The sequence below is a fragment of the Vibrio cholerae ATCC 14035 genome (assembly GCF_000621645.1).
Classification (GTDB): Bacteria; Pseudomonadota; Gammaproteobacteria; order Enterobacterales; family Vibrionaceae; genus Vibrio; species Vibrio cholerae.
On record NZ_JHXR01000002.1, the window covers coordinates 20,525 to 44,394 of the forward strand.

General features: G+C 47.8%; 22 protein-coding genes. 12 read left to right on the forward strand and 10 right to left on the reverse strand.

Going from position 1 to position 23,870, the window contains the following annotated elements:
• Positions 1-58: 58 nt before the first annotated feature.
• Together T411_RS0102045 and T411_RS0102050 are read left to right on the forward strand one after the other, a co-directional pair.
• Positions 59-1,486, forward strand: coding sequence for a serine protease (locus T411_RS0102045; protein ID WP_000837091.1), 1,428 nt, complete (start codon positions 59-61; stop codon positions 1,484-1,486).
• Positions 1,487-1,520: 34 nt separating this feature from the next.
• Positions 1,521-3,026 carry a M28 family metallopeptidase gene (locus T411_RS0102050; protein ID WP_001037203.1) on the forward strand — a complete coding sequence of 502 codons (1,506 nt, stop codon included), beginning with the start codon at positions 1,521-1,523 and terminating at the stop codon, positions 3,024-3,026.
• Positions 3,027-3,213: 187 nt separating this feature from the next.
• Here the strand turns inward: T411_RS0102050 and speB are convergent, their stop codons facing one another.
• Positions 3,214-4,143: an agmatinase gene (gene speB, locus T411_RS0102055; protein ID WP_000998707.1), complete on the reverse strand. Its 930-nt coding sequence runs from the start codon at positions 4,141-4,143 to the stop codon at positions 3,214-3,216.
• On the reverse strand, positions 4,144-6,054 hold the full coding sequence (gene speA, locus T411_RS0102060; protein ID WP_001917949.1) for an arginine decarboxylase: 1,911 nt from the start codon (positions 6,052-6,054) through the stop codon (positions 4,144-4,146).
• Between the two features lie 446 nt (positions 6,055-6,500).
• Between speA and T411_RS0102065 the strand changes: the two genes are divergently transcribed.
• From T411_RS0102065 to T411_RS0102085, 5 genes are all read left to right on the forward strand, one after another.
• Positions 6,501-7,061, forward strand: a complete 561-nt coding sequence (locus T411_RS0102065; RefSeq protein ID WP_000456055.1) for a mechanosensitive ion channel domain-containing protein — start codon at positions 6,501-6,503, stop codon at positions 7,059-7,061.
• Positions 7,062-7,063: 2 nt separating this feature from the next.
• Positions 7,064-8,410, forward strand: a complete 1,347-nt coding sequence (locus tag T411_RS0102070) for a magnesium transporter (RefSeq protein ID WP_000006220.1) — start codon at positions 7,064-7,066, stop codon at positions 8,408-8,410.
• Between the two features lie 201 nt (positions 8,411-8,611).
• Positions 8,612-8,902 (forward strand): co-chaperone GroES, encoded by a 291-nt coding sequence (locus tag T411_RS0102075; RefSeq protein WP_001026270.1) that lies wholly within the window; start codon positions 8,612-8,614, stop codon positions 8,900-8,902.
• Positions 8,903-8,930: 28 nt separating this feature from the next.
• Positions 8,931-10,523, forward strand: a complete 1,593-nt coding sequence (gene groL, locus T411_RS0102080) for a chaperonin GroEL (protein ID WP_001882637.1) — start codon at positions 8,931-8,933, stop codon at positions 10,521-10,523.
• 32 nt (positions 10,524-10,555) lie between these two features.
• Positions 10,556-10,762: a hypothetical protein gene (locus T411_RS0102085; RefSeq protein ID WP_000163959.1), complete on the forward strand. Its 207-nt coding sequence runs from the start codon at positions 10,556-10,558 to the stop codon at positions 10,760-10,762.
• 80 nt (positions 10,763-10,842) lie between these two features.
• Here the strand turns inward: T411_RS0102085 and T411_RS0102090 are convergent, their stop codons facing one another.
• The 6 genes from T411_RS0102090 to phhA all read right to left on the reverse strand — a co-directional run bounded on the left by T411_RS0102090 (position 10,843) and on the right by phhA (position 16,340).
• Positions 10,843-12,264, reverse strand: coding sequence for an aspartate kinase (locus T411_RS0102090; RefSeq protein ID WP_000122727.1), 1,422 nt, complete (start codon positions 12,262-12,264; stop codon positions 10,843-10,845).
• Positions 12,264-12,680 (reverse strand): ectoine synthase, encoded by a 417-nt coding sequence (locus T411_RS0102095; RefSeq protein WP_000637098.1) that lies wholly within the window; start codon positions 12,678-12,680, stop codon positions 12,264-12,266. Before T411_RS0102095 ends, T411_RS0102090 begins: the two co-directional genes overlap by 1 nt.
• Positions 12,681-12,715: 35 nt before the next feature.
• Entirely contained in the window at positions 12,716-13,981 is a 1,266-nt protein-coding gene (gene ectB, locus T411_RS0102100) for a diaminobutyrate--2-oxoglutarate transaminase (protein ID WP_000350837.1), read from the reverse strand.
• 23 nt (positions 13,982-14,004) lie between these two features.
• A complete protein-coding gene (gene ectA, locus T411_RS0102105; protein ID WP_000493522.1) occupies positions 14,005-14,547 on the reverse strand; it encodes a diaminobutyrate acetyltransferase in 543 nt (180 codons plus the stop codon).
• A gap of 679 nt (positions 14,548-15,226) precedes the next feature.
• Entirely contained in the window at positions 15,227-15,556 is a 330-nt protein-coding gene (locus T411_RS0102110; RefSeq protein WP_000883445.1) for a 4a-hydroxytetrahydrobiopterin dehydratase, read from the reverse strand.
• The gene (phhA, locus tag T411_RS0102115) at positions 15,546-16,340 is read right to left on the reverse strand and encodes a phenylalanine 4-monooxygenase (protein WP_000195733.1); all 795 of its coding nucleotides are present in this window, start codon (positions 16,338-16,340) and stop codon (positions 15,546-15,548) included. Before phhA ends, T411_RS0102110 begins: the two co-directional genes overlap by 11 nt.
• A gap of 233 nt (positions 16,341-16,573) precedes the next feature.
• Between phhA and T411_RS0102120 the strand changes: the two genes are divergently transcribed.
• The 3 genes from T411_RS0102120 to T411_RS0102130 all read left to right on the forward strand — a co-directional run bounded on the left by T411_RS0102120 (position 16,574) and on the right by T411_RS0102130 (position 19,797).
• The gene (locus T411_RS0102120) at positions 16,574-18,553 is read left to right on the forward strand and encodes an acetoacetate--CoA ligase (protein WP_000099717.1); all 1,980 of its coding nucleotides are present in this window, start codon (positions 16,574-16,576) and stop codon (positions 18,551-18,553) included.
• Positions 18,554-18,683: 130 nt separating this feature from the next.
• A complete protein-coding gene (locus T411_RS0102125) occupies positions 18,684-19,601 on the forward strand; it encodes a LysR family transcriptional regulator (protein WP_000384531.1) in 918 nt (305 codons plus the stop codon).
• A 1-nt stretch (position 19,602) separates the two neighbouring features.
• Positions 19,603-19,797: a hypothetical protein gene (locus tag T411_RS0102130; protein ID WP_001882642.1), complete on the forward strand. Its 195-nt coding sequence runs from the start codon at positions 19,603-19,605 to the stop codon at positions 19,795-19,797.
• Positions 19,798-20,100: 303 nt separating this feature from the next.
• Here the strand turns inward: T411_RS0102130 and T411_RS0102135 are convergent, their stop codons facing one another.
• Positions 20,101-20,679, reverse strand: a complete 579-nt coding sequence (locus tag T411_RS0102135) for a class I SAM-dependent DNA methyltransferase (protein WP_000929762.1) — start codon at positions 20,677-20,679, stop codon at positions 20,101-20,103.
• A 195-nt stretch (positions 20,680-20,874) separates the two neighbouring features.
• Here T411_RS0102135 and T411_RS0102140 point away from each other — a divergent pair, with 195 nt between their 5' ends.
• Both T411_RS0102140 and T411_RS0102145 read left to right on the forward strand, forming a co-directional pair.
• The gene (locus T411_RS0102140; RefSeq protein WP_001054352.1) at positions 20,875-21,753 is read left to right on the forward strand and encodes a LysR family transcriptional regulator; all 879 of its coding nucleotides are present in this window, start codon (positions 20,875-20,877) and stop codon (positions 21,751-21,753) included.
• Positions 21,754-21,946: 193 nt separating this feature from the next.
• Positions 21,947-22,843, forward strand: coding sequence for a cation diffusion facilitator family transporter (locus T411_RS0102145; protein ID WP_000337240.1), 897 nt, complete (start codon positions 21,947-21,949; stop codon positions 22,841-22,843).
• Between the two features lie 31 nt (positions 22,844-22,874).
• Here the strand turns inward: T411_RS0102145 and yddG are convergent, their stop codons facing one another.
• The gene (gene yddG / locus T411_RS0102150) at positions 22,875-23,822 is read right to left on the reverse strand and encodes an aromatic amino acid DMT transporter YddG (protein ID WP_000813131.1); all 948 of its coding nucleotides are present in this window, start codon (positions 23,820-23,822) and stop codon (positions 22,875-22,877) included.
• Between the last annotated feature and the right edge of the window lie 48 nt (positions 23,823-23,870).

Genomic DNA, 23,870 nt, shown 5'->3' on the forward strand with positions numbered 1-23,870 from the left:
CATATCGGTTAATTGCATTTACTTTTTATTAACAACCATTCTTTCAGAAGGAATCATGATGAAAAGTAAAATAGTGACCGCCACACTGGCTTTATGTTGTCTATCCCCATCGTTCAGTTACGCTCAGAGCACCGCTCCAACCATTGCCGATGAGGTGATCTTTACTCTCTCCTCCGAAACCTTAACCTCCCCTCGCGCCGTCGTAGAACATCCCAAGGCCGATTTTATTAAATTACATTTTAAATCGCTGAATTTACCCCAAGGCAGTGCCATCAGACTGACCTCTCGAGATGGCACTGAAGTGGTGCAATATACAGAAAGTCAGCAGTCATGGTTTGCTCAATCGCTCTTTGGTGACCAAGTGTTGATTGAGTTGATCCCCAATGCCAAGGGTGAAATCGGACAATTTGAAATCGACTATTATATGGCCGGAAATGAGAGCCTTGCCGAGTCAGAGCTGTTGTCCACTTGTGGGATCAATGAACGCAAAGATGTCGCCTGTTGGCAGGACTCCCATCCAGAGAAAGTCTCTTGGTCGAGCCCAGTAGCACGGTTATTGATTAATGGACGCAGCCTTTGTACAGCTTGGCGTGTAGGCCCTGATAACCGACTGTTCACCAATAATCATTGTGTCAGCACAGCCTCTGAACTCAAGCAAACGGAAGTGTGGTTCAATTATCAGAGAACAACATGTAATGGGTCACTTGCCACGACCGTGAAAGTGATGGGTAATGAATTATTGAGCACCGATTACACCTTGGACTATACCCTCTTCACGGTCGATGATTTCAATAAGATCGCCTCTTTTGGTTACTTAGGCTTAGACAATACAGAGCCTGTTTTTGGCAATGGGATATACATTCCCCAACATGGGGCTGGCAATCCTAAAGAACTCGCCATCGAGAGCGATAAGAATGGATCTGGCTTATGTCAGATTGATATCGCATCAACCAATGGTCGAGGCACTCACACGGACACTGGCTACTTCTGCGACACCATTGGCGGCTCTTCGGGCTCCCCCGTCCTCAACACCTCTGATAACAAAGCCATTGCGTTACATCATTTCGGCGGGTGTGAAAATCAAGGGGTAAAAATCAGTAAGATCTGGACTAAAGTGGCGACGTTTTTTAATCATACCTTACCCAATGGCTCCGTTAGCCAAACGCCACCTCAAGTGAGAGAGCTCATTCCAAACCAACCGCTCAATAATCTCGCCCTATCCCAAGGTGAAGAGATGTTGCTGATGGTAAAAGCTTCAAACCGAAAGACCAACTTAACCATTTCGATAAGTTCAGGGAGCGGTGACGCAGACCTCTACGTAAAAACGGGCCAGCCACCAACCCAAAGCCTCTACGATTGCAGACCTTATCAATCGACAAATAACGAAACCTGTGTTGCGCCCTTAGTGAATGAAGATCTCTACATCATGCTGCGTGCGTATCGCAGTTTTGCTGGGGTCTCACTCACTGCGACTGAAAAACAATAACGATTCTTCACACCCACGGAGAAGGGAAAATCTTATGAACAAACTATTCGTCATGGCTTTGATGTCGGCAGCGTTGAGCGCCAATGCTGAAGACAAAGTCTGGATCTCGATGGGCGCAGATGCCGTCGGAAGTTTAAATCCTGCGCTGAGCGAATCCTTATTACCTCATTCATTCGCCAGTGGCTCTCAGGTATGGATAGGCGAAGTCGCTATCGACGAGCTTGCCGAGCTTTCACATACGATGCATGAGCAACATAATCGCTGCGGTGGCTACATGGTACACACCTCAGCACAAGGTGCGATGGCTGCGCTGATGATGCCGGAAAGCATCGCCAATTTCACGATCCCCGCACCTTCACAGCAAGATCTGGTCAATGCTTGGCTGCCACAAGTGAGTGCAGACCAAATCACCAATACGATCCGTGCGTTATCCAGTTTTAATAACCGCTTTTATACCACCGCCTCGGGGGCACAAGCCTCTGATTGGCTGGCCAATGAGTGGTGCTCTCTCATCTCGTCATTACCGGGGAGCCGGATTGAGCAGATCAAGCACTCTGGTTATAACCAAAAATCGGTCGTTTTGACGATTCAAGGCAGCGAAAAACCGGATGAATGGGTCATTGTCGGCGGTCACTTAGATTCAACTTTAGGCTCACACACCAATGAACAATCGATTGCTCCCGGTGCGGATGATGATGCCTCCGGTATTGCCAGTTTGAGTGAGATCATTCGTGTCTTACGTGATAACAATTTCAGGCCAAAACGCTCCGTTGCATTGATGGCCTATGCGGCGGAAGAGGTCGGTTTGCGAGGCTCACAGGACCTTGCTAATCAATACAAAGCACAAGGCAAAAAAGTCGTATCGGTCCTGCAACTTGATATGACCAACTATCGAGGTTCAGCGGAGGATATAGTCTTTATTACCGATTATACCGACAGCAATTTAACCCAGTTCCTCACAACGCTGATTGATGAATACCTCCCTGAGCTAACTTATGGCTACGATCGCTGCGGCTATGCATGCTCAGACCATGCCTCTTGGCATAAAGCCGGCTTCTCAGCGGCCATGCCTTTTGAATCTAAATTCAAAGACTACAACCCCAAGATCCACACTTCGCAAGATACTCTAGCGAATTCTGATCCCACGGGTAACCATGCGGTTAAATTCACCAAACTCGGGCTCGCTTATGTCATTGAGATGGCCAATGCAGGCTCATCTCAAGTTCCCGATGATTCTGTCTTGCAAGATGGTACGGCGAAAATCAATCTCAGCGGTGCACGAGGCACTCAGAAGCGCTTTACTTTTGAGCTCTCCCAAAGCAAACCGCTCACCATTCAAACTTATGGTGGTTCAGGCGATGTTGATCTGTACGTAAAATATGGCTCCGCTCCCTCAAAATCGAACTGGGACTGTCGCCCTTACCAAAATGGTAACCGAGAAACGTGCTCATTCAACAACGCACAACCCGGTATTTACCATGTGATGCTGGACGGTTACACCAACTACAATGATGTGGCGTTAAAAGCCTCAACTCAGTAGCTTGGGAAAAGCGATATCACCAAACAACTTGGAGTTGCTGGTCGAAGGCAAGTGAGTGAATCCCTATGAGCATAGATAGACTATGTGATTGGGGTGAACGAACATAGCCAACACCGCTGCAGCTTCAAGTCGGACGGGTATAGAAAAAAGGCCTGATCTCTCAGGCCTTTACATTGCTTAACTCAGATTACTCTTCATCTTTCTTGTTGGATGCCCAAACGTAGAGCAGTTCCAGAGCGATCGTCGCACCCGCCAGTGAAGTCAGGTCGCTTTGATCGTAAGGAGGTGACACTTCTACCACATCCATACCGATCAGGTTGATGCCTTTCAGCGCGCGGATGATTTTCAGGATCTTGTCTGAGCTCAAACCGCCACAAACTGGCGTACCCGTACCCGGTGCGAAAGCAGGATCCAGACAGTCAATGTCGAAAGTCAGGTAAACCGGCTTGTCACCCACGATGTGGCGAATTTGCGCCACAATCTCTTCGACAGACATGTCGTTGGCTTGCATCGCGTTAATCACGTTGAAGCCGTGGCCTTCTTGTTTGTATTCCGTACGAATACCCACTTGCACCGAATGCTTAGCCGAGATCAGACCTTCTTTTGGCGCATGGTAGAACATGGTGCCGTGGTCATACGCACTGCCGTTCGCGTAAGTGTCCGTGTGTGCATCAAAGTGGATCAGCGCCATTTCACCGAAGTGCTTAGCGTAAGCACGCAGGATTGGCAGAGTGATGAAGTGATCGCCACCCAGTGCCAGCATGGTTTTGCCACTTTTCAGGATTTCGCTGGTCGCGGCTTCTAGGCGGTAAGTGAAATCTTCAGCATCACCGCAATCAAAAACCAAATCGCCCGCATCAATCACGTTGATCTTTTTAAACAGGTTGAAATCCCAAGGGAATTTCTTACCTTCCCAAGCGAGGTTAACCGAAGCACGACGAATCGCGTCAGGCCCCATACGAGCCCCCGGACGACCGGACGTCGCCATATCCAAAGGCACGCCAAGTACCACGACATCAGCATTAGTATCTACTGGGTTACGCACATAGGGACGACGGACAAACGTCATCGCGTTTGAGTAGAGTGAATAATCAGTTTTAGTAAACAAATCATTCATTTAGAAATCCTCTAAGTAAGTATAGCCGCTCAGGCCTAATTCAAGTTCCGCCAAAACGGTCTCTTGTTCTTCTTTGGCAACACGTTGAGAAACCAGTTGACGATAGTTGGTGCGAATTTTATCTACATCGATGTGAACGTAGCGCATCATATCTTCAACCGTGTCACCTTCATTGATAAAGGCAATTTCAGACTCGCCATTATCATTAATATTCACAACCGCGCTGTGTGTGTCACCAAACAGGTTGTGCATATCGCCCAAGATTTCTTGGTATGCACCGACCAGGAAAAAGCCCATTAGGTATGGCTTGTCACTCGTCCATGCTGGCACAGGCAGTGTACTTTCAATACCTTGGCCTTCAACGTACTGTTCAACCGCACCGTCTGAGTCACAGGTGATGTCGAGCATTACTGCGCGACGATCGTTCATCTCTTCCAAACCAGAAAGCGGCAGCACTGGGAACACTTGATCGATACCCCAAGCATCCGGCAGCGACTGGAACAGTGAGAAGTTCACGAAGAACTTGTCTGCTAAACGCTCTTGCAGCTCATCCAGAATCGGGCGATGGAAGCGGTTTTTGTTGCTCATCTTCTGACGCAGTTCATGGTAGATACGCAGTGACAACTGCTCTGCCCATGCACGGTGCTCAAGGTTTAATACACCCGTTGCAAACTGGCTATGCGCTTCAGAAAGATCGCTCTGTGTGTCGTTGTAAATTTCAATCAGTGCGCGGTCATCGGTACCGTGTTGCACTTCTTCAAACCCACGCCACATGTTTTTCAGTAGCATTGGCGCATCCGCACCCGGTGCTGGGATCTCTTCTGGCGAGTAGGCTTCCGTACCGATAACGTTGGTGATCAATACCGCATGGTGCGCCGTGATCGAACGACCCGATTCAGAAATGATCACCGGACGAGGCTGACCGTACAGGTTACACACATCGCTCACTGTGCTCACGATGTTACGCGCATATTCGTGCAGACCGTAGTTCATCGAGTTTGATGACTGGCTACGAGTACCATCGTAATCCACGGCCAAGCCGCCACCCACGTCGAAGAAATCGATGTGCGCACCCAGCTCACGCAGTTCACAGTAGAAACGCACCGCTTCGTTCACACCATTACGCACGTCACGAATGTTCGCCATTTGTGAACCAAGGTGGAAATGCACCAGTTGCAGTGCTTCCAGTTGATTTTCCGCTTTCAAGCGGTTAATCACGGTGAGCACTTGTGATGCAGCTAGGCCGAACTTCGATTTTTCACCGCCGCTCGATTGCCATTTGCCTGCACCCTGAGAAGCAAGACGAATACGCAGACCCAGACGTGGTTTCACGCCAAGGCTTTTCGCTTCTTTCAGGACCAGATCCAGCTCTGACAGTTTTTCCAGAACGATGAAAACTTTGTGACCCAGTTTTTCACCGATCAGTGCCAGACGAATGTACTCTCTGTCTTTGTAACCATTACATACAATCACTGAACTGGCTTGCTGAGCCATAGCCAACACCGCCAGAAGTTCAGGCTTACTGCCCGCTTCTAAGCCGAGTTGTTTGTGTTCTAATTCGGCCTGACTGGCCAGAATTTCATCTACTACCTCTTTTTGTTGGTTCACTTTGATGGGATAAACCAGCAGGTATTTATTTGGGTAGTCGTACTCTTCAATCGCCTGATTGAAAGCGTCACAAATGTTGTGCACGCGTTGATGCAGGATCTGCGGGAAGCGTACAAGCACAGGCAAATTTAAATCGCGCGCTTCGAGCTGTTTAACAATTGAGCTTAATTGCGTTTGATGAGCTTTGTCTTTTCTCGGCGACACATACACTTCGCCTTGATCGTCAATGCCAAAAAAGCCTTGGCTCCAGTAATGCACATTGTAGTCAGCGCGAACGCGGTCTAATTTGGATGGTTGTTCCACATCGTATCTCACAAAAACAGAGAGGATTACAATGATTTCATCGGTTGAAATCACACCTGACACCCTAGATGTCACGCGCTTTATCGGTGAAAAGCTAGGGTGTGTCTAATGATAATAATTTATCGTTAGGACAACTGTTAGTTATCACACATAAACTTGCATAAATGTCTTCATTTCATTCATATTTTTCTGTACGCCCTTGATGCCACAAGGCATAGCCGCAAAGCGGTCATCGATTCTTTGCAATAAAAATGTCATTGAATAGGGAGATTTATAGACTGAAACAAACAAATAGAACGCATCAATTCATTCTCTGTATAGTGCTGTTTATGACAATGGGCACAATTCAACCAACTCGTCTAGTTAACTCGGGTTTTCACTTGGTTGTTCTTTGTAATTACATACAATTCCGTTAAGGTGATTTGAGCATAACGGTGAGATACACGATGGAATACCTAGCTTTATTACAAACCCACTATAAATGGTTGATGACAATACTCATCATCGTCTTATATCCGCATATTTCACGGATAACCTTACGCCTGTTCGAAAGTATGCTTACCGGACGGGTGGACATTCACCGTTTGAAACGCGCGCGTTGGCTGATCCGCACCTTACTCTTTCTCGTGATGCTGTTTACGACCTTGATTTTGTGGGGCATTGAGTTACGGGGTCTACTGGTGGTCGGCTCATCCCTATTTGCCTTGCTCGGGGTGGGTTTGTTTGCCGGTTGGTCACTGCTGAGTAATGTCACCGCATTCTTAATTCTGTTTGTGCAAAACCAGTGCCGGATCGGCTGCTGGGTTCGCATCGTCGATGGCGCAAACTTTATTGAAGGCAAGATCATTGACATGGCGCTGCTGAATGTTGAATTGGAAACCCTTGAAGGCAACCGCGTGCTCTACCCTAACAACTTATTTATTGTTCGCCCTGTGATTGTCTTACAAAAGGCACCCGAGAAAGCGGTCAAAAAACCAGAAAGAAAACAGCTACCCAAGGGATTGTAATTTTGAGCGAATACCAAGACTTATCTCAACAAATTGAATTGATTGCCACCGCCGAAGAATCCGAGCAAACCCATCTACTCGGTGAGATGGTGGAAAATGGCTTAGATGAAGGCTCGATCGCTCTGATTTTAGAAGCGTTTCCTGTGGAACAACGGGTACGTTTATGGCGCAGTTTGCCACTGGAGATGCACATAGATGTGCTAACCGAGATGCGCGCCGAGGTGCGGATTTCGGTCATTAACGCGCTGTCGGAAATTGAACTCAAACTGACGCTGGCTAAGCTCGATAACCTGTCACTGATCGAGTGGGAAGACTCGCTACCCGATGACATCATCAGTGAAGCATTAAGCCTTATTAACCGTGATGAACTTGAGCTATACGACCAAGCCAACGAGTTTGCAGATGACGAAATTGGCCACTGGGCGGATCGAAAAGTTTATACCTTACCTTTTAGCATCAGTGTTCGCCGCGCCAAAGTCTTGTTGGATAAATATCACTACGACTCCCCTCAATATATTTACCTCATCAACAAAGCCAAAAAGTTCCGTGGCTTAGTAAGCTTTAGTGATGTATTGCAAGCCGAAGAAACAACTCAGCTCAAGAACTTACGTATGGAAGAACTGGTGACGCTCAATGCTAAGCAAACCTTATCAGACGCGGTGGATGCCCTCGAACACACCACTTTGCCAATTGTGCCAGTGCTGAGTGACGATGAAACCTTGATTGGTGAAATTGACTGGCATTTTGCGCTCAGCGTGCAACGTGAAATGTATGAAGCACGCCTGATGGCCGGTACCGGTATGGATGAAGGTGATGATCTGTTCGCGCCCGTCATCAAAAGCTCGAAAAAACGCGGTTTGTGGCTCGGCATTAACCTTCTGACCGCCATTCTTGCCTCCATCACCATTGGCTTATTTGAGAATGTCATTTCGCAAGTTGTCGCTTTAGCGGTGCTGATGCCAATTGTCGCTTCGATGGGTGGCATTGCGGGAAGCCAAACCTTGACTTTGATGGTACGCGCGATGGCGCTTAATCAGATCACCGTGGGTAACCGTTTTGCCTTACTGAAAAATGAACTCGGCATTGGCTCAATCAACGGCCTAGTCTGGGCGCTGATCATCGGTGGTATGGCGGCACTTTGGTTCCAAGAGCCAGTGATCGGCGCAACCATTGCGCTGGCAATTGTGGTCAACATTATTACCGCAGCATTATTTGGGGTGTTGATCCCGATAATTTTGGACAAATTCAAGCTCGATCCCGCGCTGGCAGGTTCGGTTATTCTCACCACCGTGACCGATGTGGTCGGCTTTTTTGCCTTCCTCGGCACCGCCAGTTTGGTGATGTTGTAGCCGCCATCAAACCCTAGAAAAAATTTTTATTCCCCCTCTTGAACTTCGATTTTCTTACCCTATTTATATCGGCGAGTGGCAGTGATGCCCCGCCGAGACTGGATTGATTGCTTCTAGCTTCGCGTGAAACTGAGCTCATTTTGCAAACAATCCTACCGGCCTTTTATCTTGATAGTGACATTTAAGTAGGAGGCATTCCCGATGAATATTCGTCCTTTACATGACAAGTTGATTGTTGAAAGACTGGAAGTCGAAAACAAGTCTGAGGGCGGAATCGTACTCACTTCTCAATCCGTCAAAAAATCAAACCGTGGCAAAGTTGTTGCGGTGGGGTTAGGTCGTCCGCTGAAGAATGGCGATCGCGCACGCATGGAAGTGAAAACCGGCGACCAGATCATTTTCAACGATGGTTACGGTGTGAAAACGGAGAAAGTGGACGGTAAAGAGTATCTGATCCTCTCCGAGTCTGATGTGTTAGCGATTGTAGAATAATTTGTTGCAGCAAAAGGAGGATAACGAAATGGCAGCAAAACACGTTCTGTTTTCAACCGACGCCAGACAGAAAATGCTTAGTGGCGTAAATTTACTGGCCAACGCCGTCAAAGTTACGCTCGGGCCCAAAGGTCGCCATGTTGTGCTCAATAAATCTTATGGTGCGCCAACCATCACTAAAGATGGCGTCTCTGTCGCCAAAGAGATTGAGCTCGCCGATAAATTCGAAAACATGGGCGCACAAATGCTCAAACAAGTGGCGTCCAAAGCCAACGACGAAGCGGGCGATGGCACTACCACAGCAACCGTGTTGGCCCAAGCGCTGATCAATGAAGGGATGAAGGCGGTCGCCGCTGGCATGAACCCCATGGATCTTAAGCGCGGTATCGACAAAGCAGTCTCCGCAGCGGTCGAGAAATTGCACCAACTGGCCAAACCTTGCAGTGACACCCAATCGATCACTCAAGTCGGTGCCATTTCCGCTAATAGCGATCACGCGATCGGTGAAATCATCGCGCAAGCGATGGAGAAAGTTGGCCGCAATGGTGTGATCACGGTTGAAGAGGGACAAGCTCTACAAAACGAGCTTTCGGTGGTTGAAGGTATGCAATTTGATCGCGGTTACCTTTCCCCTTACTTCATCAACCAACCCAAAGCGGGCTGTGTTGAGTTGGAGAATCCCTACGTCTTGCTAGTAGACAAGAAAATCAGCCACATTCGTGAACTGCTACCGATTTTAGAATCCGTGGCTAAAGCTTCCCGTTCGCTGCTGATCATTGCTGAAGATGTGGATGGCGATGCGCTTGCGACATTAGTGGTTAACAGCATGCGTGGCATCATTAAAGTGGCAGCGGTGAAAGCGCCAGGCTTTGGTGAACAGCGCAAAGCAATGCTCGAGGACATCGCGGCCCTCACTGCTGGCCGAGTGATTAGCGAGGAAATAGGTCTTGAGCTTGAAAAAGTGACGCTGGACGATCTGGGTAGCGCGAAAAAAGTCACCATCAATAAAGACAATACCACGATTGTCGATGGCGCTGCCGAGCCAAGTGCCCTCCAAGATCGCATCGCGCAGATCCAACATCAATTGGAACACACCACATCGCAATACGATCGGGACAAATTGCAGCAACGCATTGCCAAACTCTCTGGTGGGGTTGCTGTGATCAAGATTGGTGCGGCAACAGAAGTGGAGATGAAAGAGAAAAAAGATCGCGTGGATGATGCATTGCACGCCACTCGCGCCGCAGTGGAAGAAGGGATTGTGGCCGGCGGTGGTGTCGCTCTGCTGAAAATTGCCAACGAGCTCAGCAATTTACAAGGTGATAATGACGATCAAAATGTCGGCATTCGCATTGCGCTAAGAGCGATGGAAGAACCACTGCGTCAAATCGCCATCAACGCAGGGGATGAAGCTTCAGTGATCGCAAATCAAGTCAAAACGGGCGATGAGCATTACGGCTACAACGCTGCCACCGGCCAATTTGGCAATATGTTAGAGATGGGCATTTTGGATCCTGCGAAGGTGACACGCTCAGCGCTACAGTTTGCCGCAAGCATTGCTGGCTTGATGATCACCACCGAAGCCATGGTCAGCGAAGTAGACAAAGAGTCTGCGGCGTAATCGAGTAAGGTGAACAGGGCAAGGAGGGCGAAATGACGAAACTGCCTCATTTACAGTTGAGTGTTGTTGAAGCGCAGCCAAAGACTCATCCGGCCAATGCTTGGCCTATGAGTATGAGCTTTCCGCAGCGCTGCCAAGACAGGGTGCTGATGCCACCTTATCGTAGCGTTTTCCCTGCTGTGGTATTGGTGGTTTACATCAATCAGGCTCAGCAGCAACCTAGCCCGACCTTGCACTGATGATTGCTGAACTTGGTCTAAGAGGCAGATTTTTCTGCCTCTTTTTTATTGCTCGAATTTCTATTCAACAAGTACGGAGTTTACGCCACTTTTCTCGCTGACGATGGCTGTGCAAAGGGCATTAACGCTTGGTGCAGCACGCACACCCCGTTCGCGTAATCCGCATCATCCACCACAAACTGTACATTCACATTACGCATCGACGAGTGTGCGGCCATGGGTTGCAACTGGTGTTCCAGTAACGCTTGCAATCCTTGGGCGAGCACTTTGTTGGTTTCCATGTGCGCACCGATCGCTGAGATCAGCGCAACCATTCGCCCTGAGACTTTCGCTTGCGGATAACGCTTCTCCGCTTGATAGCGAATGTGATTGAGTGGCTCGCTGCTGCCACTCAGATAATAAGTGACTGAGTTGGCGTTCATCTCTTTACCGATCAACTGCACTTTCGCTGCGTGGATCCATTCAATCAATTCATGGCTGACTTTATCCATCATCCCGACCATGCTTTGGTCAAACAGATGCAACGCAAACACTTTATCTCGTCCTGCAATGATCTCCACTCTATCTTGCTGCGGCTGATGTGAGGCTGTAATTAACGTGCCAGAATGGTCAGGTTCAAAGGTATTTTTGATCCGCAAATCGATATTACTTTGTCTTAACCCTGCTGCCGCGTTGGGGTGGATCGCCTCCATACCGAGATTAGCCAATTGATCCGCCACATCGAAATTGGTTAAGCCAATCGGGCGCACTTTTTCTGCGCCGACCAGGCGCGGATCGGCCGAGCTCAAGTGATACTCTTTGTGGATGATGGCTTGCTGAGCGCCCGTAACCACCGCAATTCGACTAAATGTCATTTCGCTGTAACCGCGATCATAGGTGCGCATCAACCCTTCTTGGCAAGAAGCGTAGCCAGTGACGATCGGCAACTCACTCGTCACATCAATATCGCGAAACGCTTCTTCAATCACCTGATCGAGGTTGCCTTGCATCGCTTCGCACCAACCAGACAAATCGACAAAGCGGGCGTTAACACCTAGTGTGTTGAGCTTGAGTGCTGTGTTATAAGCGCTGTGCGATTCACCAAGCGAGGCAAGAAACTCACGAATTTGCGGTAAGTATTGGCGCAGCGAAAACTGTCCATATTGGCAGGTTTGCAAAATGTTTTGGATGCAAGCTATGGCTTCGGCTAAACGAGCGCGAATAAATTTATCCGCGCGTAAACGCGTCATTGCATCTGCAAACATATTTTCGTTAATCAGCAGCATACGCTGTTCTAGGGCGTAAACCGCATCACGCCAACTCTCATCATGCTTGGCTATTTTTTGGTAAATCCCAGGCGCACCAGTGCGTTTGCATTCCAGTAAGGCATCGGTCATGCCCGAATAAGCCGAGACCACAAATACTCGACCATAGAGCTGCTCGGGCCTGAGTAAAATATTTTCCAATACCGCATCAAAAGCGGTCATCGAAGTACCACCGATTTTCTCTACGGTGTAAGACATCATTTCTCCTTATGACATTGTGATATCAATTCACTTTTATCCAGCGGATAGACACCTTCCGCATCATGAATTTCGTGTCCAGTGAGTGGCGGATTAAAGACGCACGCCATCACCATCTCGCTAGAAAAAGCGCGCAAGTAGTGTTCATCATGTTGATCTAGGATGTACAAGGTTCCTGGTTGGATCGGATACGTTTTACCACCCACAACCTCAATTTCGCCTTCACCCGACATGCAGTACACCGATTCGAGGTGGTTGCGGTAGTGAATATGCGTCTGAGTGTTGGCGTAGATGGTCGTGATATGAAAAGAGAACCCCATATGGTCATCTTTCAATAACATACGCACACTTTCCCAGTTTTCTGCCACCACTCGACGTTCACTTTGGCGGCACTCTTCTAGCGTTCTAACAATCATGTTTTCTCCTTATTTTTATGCTTGTTTCGGATGAGTCAGGAGGCTTGCTGCAATCCACGCGGTGCTATTCGAGCAGCACTGCGCTCAATAATGGTCAATCCGTGCGCGAGATCCGCTTCGGTTATGGTGAGGGGGCAAAACACTTTCAGCACCTCATCTTCTGCACCCGCAGTTTCAATAATCAACCCTTTTTGAAAACAGAGCGCGGCAATATCGCGGGCAATGTCCCCATTATGGCAAGCCAGACCTTGCATTAAGCCGCGTCCTTTTAAGCCAGAAAATAACGTCGGATAACGACTCAAACACTGCAGCAATGCCTGAGTCACTTGCTCACTGCGTGCGGCGATATGGGTTTGAAAATCCTGATTCGCCCAGTAGGCTTCTAGCGCGCGAGTGGCGGTGACAAAAGCATGGTTATTGCCACGAAAAGTCCCGTTGTGCTCTCCTGGTTTCCATTGATCCCACTCGGGCTTAAACAGCACTAATGCCATGGGTAGTCCGTAACCGCTGAGCGATTTCGATAAGGTCACCATATCCGGCTCGATGCCGCTTGGCTCGAAACTAAAGAACGTCCCCGTACGGCCACAACCCGCTTGAATATCATCCACAATCAACAAAATTTGCTGAGCACGGCAAATCGCCTGTACACGTTGTAACCAAGCGTCCGAAGCAACGTTCAAACCTCCCTCGCCTTGTACTGTTTCCAGTAATACCGCGGCAGGCTTATCTAAACCGGACGAGTTATCTTGCAGCATGGTTTCAAACAAAGTGAGTCCATCAACGCCTGCGTAGCCATCATAAGGCACACGATAAACGCCTGAGAGTGCTAAACCCGCGCCTTGACGATGATGCTGATTGCCCGTCGCGGCAAGTGCCCCGAGTGAACAACCGTGGAAACCATTCGTAAATGTCACGACGTTATGACGGCCCGTCACTTTGCGCGCCAACTTTAACGCTGCTTCGACCGCATTGGTTCCGGTTGGGCCAGTAAACTGCAGTTTGTAGTTCAATCCACGCGGCTCAAGAATGTGCGTTTGCAGCGCCTGAATAAAATGCGCTTTGGCTTCAGAATGCATATCCAATCCGTGAGTTAAGCCATCACGTTCGATGTACTCAAGGAGAGCTTGTTTGAGGACAGCATTATTGTGGCCATAATTCAGCGCGCCCGCGCCGGAGAGAAAATCCAGATAAGCGTCGCCTTGCTGGCTGTAAAGCCAACTGCCTTTGGCGGTGCCAAATAGCACTGGAAAATGATTCGCATAAGACTGCACTTGAGATTCGTGGTGTTTAAAAATATCCATAACCAGATTTGTTATCCTTTAGGTCAGTTCGATGATTGAAGAGGTATGCGATAGAGATATTCCGTGTCGTGTTCTCCTTCAAAATGGCAGGTTTCATCCAAAAAAGTGGATACACTGCCTTGCTCTCCCTGCTCTCTATCTAGCTTTTGAAACAGCCGCCAAGACGCTTGATTGGAGCGCGTAATGGTGGTTTCAAGAACCGTGATGTCGGCTAAATCCTCGCGCGCCAGCAGATGTTTGAGCATCTGATAGGCTAAACCTTTACCGCGTGCACTGGGGTGCACCGCCACTTGCCAAATAAACAACTCGTTCTGCTGCTCCGGCTTGCGATACGCAGAAACAAATCCGACCAACAACTCTTGCTGTTCAGCCATCAAACATGTTGTTTGAAAATGACTGGACTGCAGAAAGTTGCAATAAGCTGAATTCTGATCGAGCGGCGCACACTGCGCGATGAGCTCATGAATCGACAAACCATCTTCCTGTGTTGGCCGACGAAATACCCACGGCAGCGCAGGTTTGTGCATGATTTGCGGATAAATCATCCAAGGCGTAGCGGTAAACATCACAACAACTTCCTTTGTGTTCAAATTAAATATCCATTTTTACCCTAGCAGAACAAGCAGACATTTCAAGCTTAAATCGCAATAAATACCTATCAAAAGCTAAAAAATCCCTTTGCAAGGAATAAAAATACTTTGAACTGAAACATAAAATGAATTTTAAAATACCGATGAAATTGATAGGCAGCCAGTGCTAACTCGCGGATTAACACCCAAGCGACTTGACGTTGCAGGTAGGGGTAAATGACGAAGAGCTCAGATACACGGTGTGATTGGTGTGAACGAATACGGCCAGCACGGCTACCGCTTCACGTAACAAATGGCTATTTTCGATCTTTCGGCCCATACGGGGATGGATTTAGCAGAGGTTTGAAGCGGATTGCGAGCCGTTGCATTTTGCAATTGCACAATGCAACCAAATGAACAGCAACTCCGCAAGAAATGCACAAAAACCACACAAATACGTGCCTGTTAAACTTGGCACAGATAGTGCATTTATAGGAATGACCCTTAATTAAGCCGAGGGTCACCTAGCCAACTGACGTTGTTAGTGAATGAAATTGTTCACATTTGTTTTATCAGCCAATCACCCTTTTGTGATTGGCTTTTTTCTTTTTAATCCCTGAACAACTAAAAACCATTTAGCCTGCAACATTCAAGGTGTGAAGGCGTTTTCCAACGATTATGTTAAGGCGTCACACTTCGCAGCACAGATAAAATCATTTTTGTGTAGACCTTTGATGGAATGACTCCACCAAGTCACGGTCACGTTGCCCCATTCTAATAAAATGGCCGGATGATGAAATTCTTGTTCTGCCAATTCAGCAATTTGATTAGAGAATGCCCACGCTTGTTTAAAGTTTTTGAAGCGATACCGCTTTTCAAGTTGGGCAATACCGTCTCGGTGAATTAATGCCCAACCATCCAGTTCACTGAGCAGCTGTTGCTGCTCTTCTGATGTCAAACCGATAGCGCCTGCACTGCACGCTTCACAACGTAATTCATCCAGCATGTTGTTGTTCCTTTGGTTGAAAAAGAGGCGGGAGTAACCCGTCTTGCATAGCTTGCCACACCAACGCCATTACATCGCGTTGACTGAGTTGATACAGTTGACTGAGATCCGGCAACACATAATAAATCGGCTGCATGATATCAATGCGGTAAGGAGTGCGTAGCACTTGCATAATATCGAACGGCTCACGTTTTGGGATTGTGCTTTCTGAAGCGTAAAGCGTTTCACCCGGTGACGACAAAATGCCCCCGCCATAAATTTTGGTTTGTCCCTGTTCTTGAACTAAACCGAACTCAACCGTAAACCAGTACAGACGCGCTAAGTAGCTACGCTCTTTGGGGGTGGCTTTAGCACCTAGCTGGCCATAAACATGAGTAAAAGCGGCAAAATCAGGGTGCGTGAGCATAGCGCAGTGACCATACACTTCATGGAAGAAATCCGGCTCTTGGAGATAATCAAACTCCTCTCTACGCCGCAAAAACGTGGCCACTGGAAACTTCTTATCGGCGAGTAAGGCAAAGAAGCGATCAAAACTGATCAATGCCGGAACAGGCTCAACTTGCCAACCGGTTTCTCTTTGCAATACTCGGTTTATTTCCGGCAATTGTGGCAGGCGATCTGTCGGCAAATTAAGCATATTCAAACCATCTAAATAAGCTTGGCAGGCTCTGGTTTTCACCACTTCTTGCTGGCGAGTGATCAGCTCATGCCAAACAGCATGCTCATCCTGATCCCAATCAATATGACCATGCTCACTAACGGGTTTAGAGTGATACTGAGTCATCGCCCTACTCCTTAACAAATTCGTTACATTAAGCCTACCTAGCCCAATCCGAACTGCCAATGGGATCTTGCTCAATCAAGCCAACATTGATGTAACAATAATTTTACAATGGTGCACTTTTTAGTTATTTTTCATAGGCCTGATCCTGACCAGTCAAGTTGACTTTCGAACTTGCGAGGACAAAACTTGTTCACAGTGATCACGTCAGAATTGATTTTTAGACAGGGAATATTATGTCATCGACTACACCATTGTGGACGCCAAGCCACGAGCGCATTTCCGCTTCTAACCTGCAACAGTTCATCGCACATGTGAACATGCAAGGTGAAGCGATCGACAGTTATTCTTCGTTACATCAGTGGTCTGTTGCTGAAACACGACAATTCTGGCTTGAGGTGTGGCAATTTTGCGATGTGATCGGCTATCGCGGAAACTGCATTATTGGTGAAGGACTACCTCGTTTTGGTAAAACCATGGTTCCCGCTCGTGATTCGATCTGGTTTCCACAAGCTCAGCTCAACTACGCAGAAAACCTACTCTCATACGCATTCCAAAATCCCGATGGGATCGCCCTCTGGTTTAAAAATGAAAATGGCCATACCAAGAAATTCAGTTGGCAGCAGTTGTGTGATCATGTTTCCGTCGTTCAACAGTGGTTGGCACAAAATGGCGTTGGAGAGGGTGATGTCGTGGCTGGCTATCTTCCCCACTTACCCGAAACCGTGATTGCCATGTTAGCCGCCACCAGTTTAGGGGCAATCTGGACTTCGACGTCACCGGATTTTGGCGTGGAAAGTGTGATTGAACGCTTTGGTCAAGTTCAACCGAAAATTCTGTTTTGTTGTAATGGCTACACGTTTAACGGTAAATCGTTTCCCATGCAAGAGCGTAATGCTCAGATAGCGAGCGCCCTGCCAAGCCTAGTCAACACCTGTCAAATCGAATATCTGCAAGATCGCAACTTCACACCGGATTTCAATGATAGCTTTTCTGACTGGCAATCGATTTTCGCCAGTTATCAACCGCGAGGAGTCGAATACCGCCGGATTGGTTTTAACGATCCGCTGTTTGTTCTGTATTCCTCTGGAACAACGGGCAAACCGAAATGTATCACGCACTCCGTTGGCGGTACGCTACTCAATCATTTGAAAGAGCATCAGTTACACTGTGATATCCAGCCACAAGATCGCGTGTTCTATTACACCACAACAGGTTGGATGATGTGGAACTGGCATGTCTCTGCACTCGCCAGTGGCGCAACCTTAGTGATTTATGATGGGCATCCACTCTACCCACAAGCGGGAGCGTTATGGGCTCTGGTTGACGAAGCCAAAGTCAGTTTGTTTGGCACCTCTGCCAAGTACCTAGAAACACTGCAAAAAAATCAGTTTTCTCCATGCGATTTTTACTCATTAAGCCACTTAAAGACCCTGTGTTCGACCGGTTCGGTGCTCTATCCTGAGCAATTTGACTATGTGTATGAGCATGTCAAATCCGATCTGCATCTGGCTTCTATTTCTGGTGGCACGGATATTTGCGGCTGCTTTGTGCTTGGTAACCCTATTTCTCCGGTTTATCAGGGCGAATGCCAAAGTGCGGGCTTAGGTTTGGATGTCGTGGCTTACAATCAGCATGGAGAGGCCATCGTCGCTGAGCGTGGAGAGCTGGTATGCCGAAACAGTTTCCCCAATCAACCGATTGGATTTTGGCATGATGATGGCAGCCGTTATCACCAAGCTTATTGGGATAAATACCCGGGAGTTTGGCATCATGGCGATGAAATCGAAATCACCGACAAGGGAGGTGTATTATTCTTCGGTCGCAGCGACACCGTTCTGAACCCGGGTGGAGTTCGGATTGGCACGGCTGAAATCTATCAGCAAGTCAATGCATTACCTGAGATCCACGATTCGATTGCCATTGGCCGCCATATTGACCGCGATGAACAGGTGATTCTATTCGTTCAACTCGCGCAAAACGTCCCCTTTAATGACGAGCTGCAGCAGAAAATCCGCAGCTTACTGCGCGAACGCTGCTCTCCACGCCATGTTCCTGCTCACATTTATGCCATCAGCGAAATCCCGCGCACGAAATCGGGCAAGCTGGTCGAACTGGCCGTCAAACAAGTGTGTCATGGTGACGAAGTGAAAAACCTAGGGGCTATCGCCAATCCGCAAGTGTTAGCGGAAATAGAAAGATTACTTACGGCATAAGTCATGACTCGGAAAATACGATAACAAACTGACTACACGGCATAATCCGAGTTATCTTGGCACATTTATCGGTTTGATTTTCGTGCCACAGTGGTATTCTTGGCTCAGCTGTTCTCTGCATAGACTTTTTATGGATTATATTCACCTCTCCCGATTTAGCTTAAAACACCTGACAGCCCTGCATGTCATGCTCAACACGCGCAGTGTTACCCAAACCGCCGCTCGACTGTGTGTAAGTCCATCCAGTATCAGTAAAATCCTCGCTCAATTGCGTGAACTGCTTAATGACGACCTTTTTTACCGGGATGGAAATCAGTTAATCCCGACCCCTTATGTACAGCAAATGGGGCCAACAGTGCATCATGTTCTGTCCAGTATGAATGGCTTATTGCACTGCACCGAATTCGATCCTCAGGCATACCAAGGCCACTATCGTTTAGCGATGCGTGAAAGTACATTTGAGCTATTTGCGCCCAAAGTCACTGCGATTCTCGCCGCCTGCTCATCCGAGCTCTCCATGACGATACACTCCAAAGAACATTATGGATTTGAGGCTTTGCAGAGTGGCTTGATTGATTGCATTCTTTTGCCACATGACATCAGCCAGCCCCCAACCTTTGCCCAAGACTTAGTTTGGCAGGTAATCGAATCGGATGAGCTGGTCTGTTTGATGAGTGCTGATCATCCTCTTGCTCACGCTGAACTCAGTGTCGACGCCTACCTTGCTTATAAGCACATCGGCATTCTCGATAATGAGCTCAATGAGCCATATTTTGAGAAGTACCTGACTCAGCAACACGAAACTCGACGCATTGCTGTTGCCACTCCTGACTTTGGTGCAGCGGCCATCTTGTGTCGGCAGACACATTTGCTGCTCACTTGTTCAAAGAGGTGGGCGGATCACGCAATGCAAGCTCAAGGCTTGGTGCAAAAAACCCTACCCTTTGAATATGGCAAGGTGGCTTATAGCTTAGTCTGGAACAAACCCAGCATGAATGACCGAGCTATTCGGTGGCTATGCCAGCAACTGAACAGCCAGTTAACTTGAGATGAAAATGGGTGAAAAAGGAAAGGGTCAGCAAACGCTGACCCTTTCCTTTGTTGCTCTGTTTTTGATTTTTGTTAATAACCCTAGCCATGAGTTGTCAGTCAATAAACAGAAACTGAGACGTGTACTCGGGGAACTGAGCCTCGTCTTTGATTATTCAATCATTAGTTTAGGTGCAAGGTTGAATTTTTGTTAGTGAAAAGAAGTAAATGGTCAATTTACGATTTGGAAAAGATATGCAAATCACATTGTTAACGAAATTGATATGCAATAACCCAATGAATGAAACAGTGTCGGTAAGATTTATCCCCAAACAACTTGGCGTTACAGGTAGGCGGCAAGTGAGAGAGTCCCCATGAGCATAGATAGACGATGTGATTGGGGTGAACGAACGTAGCCAACACCGCTGCAGCTTCAAGTAGGAAGGGGGATAGCAAAAAGCGAAAAAATAAAGCCGCTGTACAAGTAGCGGCTATAACGAACTCTATGAATCGATGAATTACTTACGAGCAATTCCAACCACAACAGGTTGCGTGCCTTGTGCGGTAGTGACATCAAACGCGACCCGAGTCTCCACGGCAGAGAACCCCGCATTACGCAGCACAGATTCAATCTCCGTCGTGCTCAAGCCTATTTCCGATTTGCCATCGGCTAACCAATCAAAATGCACAAAATACCCGCCTTCATCCACTAGCGTGAAAATAATATCGGTCACATCTTGAAGATTCGGTAAGAAAGCGCATACCGATGAGGCAACGACCAAATCAAACTGCTTACGAAAGGCTGGATGTTGAGCAACCAAACCGCGGGTTAAGCAATCCACCACAGGCTCAACGTTGCGTAGTTCCTTGCGATCCAGCTCCTCAATCATGGCTTCTGATGAGTCCAGCGCAACAATATCACGAGCAAACGGCGACATCCGCTGACTTAGCAAGCCTGTACCACAGCCAAAATCCAAAATATGCTTTCCCTGCAAAGAGAGGATTTTTGTCAGATGTTCAAATACGCTTTGCGCAAAAGCATGGGTCGCTGGGTCTTTTTCCCAATTTGCTGCGTACTCATCCCAGTCGTGTGCCATCATGGCCTCCGTATTACTTCTTGTATTCGGGCAATGCTGCCAAGAGTAAACCAAAATGAAGTCAAGTTCATAGAGTTACAACGCATTCTTTGTTAAGAAAATCCATTTCGACCTCATTTGTCGAGAATTTATGCCGATAGGCAGCACATTGAATTTTGTTTATTATCCCAAAAGTTTTAACCACTTGGGTCTGCTATGAACCTGTCACAAATCGAAGCTTTTTGCACTATCGCCAATACAGGCTCCGTCTCTGAAGCCGCGCGTCAACTCGATTGCAATCGTACTAAATTAAGCATGGCGATCAAAGCGCTGGAAAAAGAACTCAATGTGGCGCTGTTTGTGAGAGCGGGTAACTACTTAACCCTTTCCGAAGCGGGCAAAGCCGTTTACAAAGATTGCGAGAGTTTACTCATCACAGCATCACGTATTCGCCAGACTTGCGCTCAAGCGTGCAGTGAATTTGCCGCCGAGATGTGGATCGCGCGTGATGATTCACTCCCAGACCATTTTTGGCAAGATATCGCCAGCCAATTGCACAAACTCTTTCCCAACACCTCTTTTAATATGGTTTTGGCCTCCAGTGGCGATTTAGCCAACTTGGTCGCGACACAACAAGTCAACTGCGCTTTCGGGGTCGATTATGAGCGCTTAGACGATCCGCGCATCACTTACCAACCTTTGGGTAAAATCCGCCTCATGTCGGTGTGTAATAGCCAGCATCCTTTGGTTAAACAAAAACGAGTTAGCGATGAGGAACTGCGTAAATTTATGCAAGCCGTCATGGTCTATCTTAATGAAAAAGATAATCCGAACCTGCAGCCTTTCTCCCGTCGCTATATCGGCTTCTCAAGCTTTGAATACATGCTCAATACAATTTTGAGTGAGAATGCTTGGGGCGTATTGCCTGAGCCATTGATTCGTCACTATTTACGCGAGCAGCAACTGACCGTGATTAAACATACGTACGGTCTCACGCAAGAAGACTTCTGCTTATTCCAACCTATCGGAATGCATGATAACCCTGCCATTCTCTGGCTCAGTGATAAGGTGAGTGATTATCTGTTTGATTTCTAGACATCCTCCTCCTTTCTAGACATGCCCGCACTCAGCGTCAAAAATGCTGACACAGGAAAAATTAATTAAGCATATGTTTTAATTATATTTATTTTAAAATGGAAATTTACCTTCCTCTTCTCGTCGTAAATCGACATTGCGATTCCCCCATGAATCGCCAGAATGTGCGGCGAAACCTACGAGGAAATTAACGATGTGTTCTCAATCCAATTTTAATGAAAAGCGTTTTTTAACGCTTTCTGCCCTTATCGCATCAGGCTTTGCTGGCAGTGGTTTGCTAGTCGGTCTACTCGTCGGCTCTATGGTCATTGTCTTTGATGGTGTCTATTCGCTGGTGAGTTTACTGTTAACATTATTGTCGCTGGCGGTATCACGTTTTATTCAAAAACCGTCTGACGCTCGTTTCCCTTTTGGGCGCGCAGTGTTAGAACCCCTGGTTATCGCGATAAAAGGTTTAGTGATCTTGCTGATTGTCAGCTATTCACTCTACTCCTCGCTCACCGCTCTCCTCAGTGGCGGACGCGAAGTGGATCCTTCTATCGCCACCTTATTTGGTGTATTTAGCGTCACAGGCTGTGCTTTAGCTTGGTGGAAAATGGCAGGCTTAAGCCGACGTCACCCTTCCGGGCTGATTGCGGCAGAAGTCAAACAGTGGCAGATGGATACCTTACTGAGTTTAGTGGTCATGGTTGGCTTTATTGCCGCTTGGTTAATCAACCTAACCCCTTGGGCGCATTATTCGGTCTACGCCGATCCGATGATGATGCTGTTGATGTCGTTTTACTTTATAAAACTTCCACTTGGGATGCTGAAATCCGCTCTGCGTGAAATATTGTTGATGGCTCCAAGCCACGATATACAGCAAGCCGTATCACACAGTGTTCAAGCCACGCAAGAGCACGCCGAACAACCACTTGAGCTTTACGGTGTGGCTAAAGTCGGACGTGAACTGTGGGTCGAAGTGGCGTTAAAAACGGCCGAGGATGATTCGGTTGAGGTAGAAGATATTCAGCGTATCGAAAACCACTTGCAGCAAAGCTTGGCGGCATTACCTTACCAATTGCAGCTCACGGTGAGCGTTGCTCGCTAACTCATCTCAGCCCGCTGTCGCGGGCTGAATGTTAACTTTGTTCTTTAAGCGGCGGAGGCGTTTCAGGCACCTCCCCTGTTGATGAACTCGACTCGCGAGTCACCCACCAGCAGATCAGCGAACCGAATGTCACCATGATCACTCCCTGCCAGAAACTTAACCCGAGGACCACCCCTAAAATCAGCGATGAAAATAAGGTTGAGATAACCGGCGTAAAGTAAGAAAGCGTTGCCAGCAGCAACATGTTCCCCCGCAAAATGGCCACATTCCACAGTGCATAACCACTTCCCATCACAATGCCCGTTAATAACAGCGTCCCCATGCTCGACCCAGTAAAAGAGAGTGCCGGCTCATTACTCAAAGCGTATTGGAGCCAGAGTGTGGCAGCGGTCGCGGCAAAAAACAGTACGATGGCATTCTGCCCTCGTGCTAAACGTTGGGTTACATTGCAGTAAATCGCCCAGATAAAAGCGCCCGTTAATGCCATAGCATAAACCGCTGGATTGGTAGCGATGCGAGCGGAAAAATCGGCGAGCGAAATGCCTTGTTCGGCGACAATAGTCCACGCGACACCAGCGAAAGCCAAACCAACGCTCGGGTAAACCCAAAAGCTAACCGCACGCTGACTGAGCAACACCGCGATCAATACGGTTAAGGCTGGCCAAAGGTAGTTAATCACCGACATCTCTATCGCTTGTAAGCGATCGCTCGCCATACCGAGTGCTAAGGCAAGGCAAATTTCGTAACTGACAAACAGCGCACCGCCAATCAGAATATAGCGGCTCGATCCCGCTTTGAGTCGAGGCATCCCCATCGCAAACAGCAAAAACAGCGTACTCACTGTGTAGATTAGCGCCGCGCCGCCAATCGGTGAAAACTCCTCAGCAACACGACGCGTTAATGCCATCAGGCTTCCCCAAAGCAAAATGGCCGCGACACCATACAAGGTGTGTTTATGAGTGATGAATTGCTGTTTCACAGTAAACCTCAAAGTGGTAACCCCTTCCCTACCTATCACGTCAAGCAG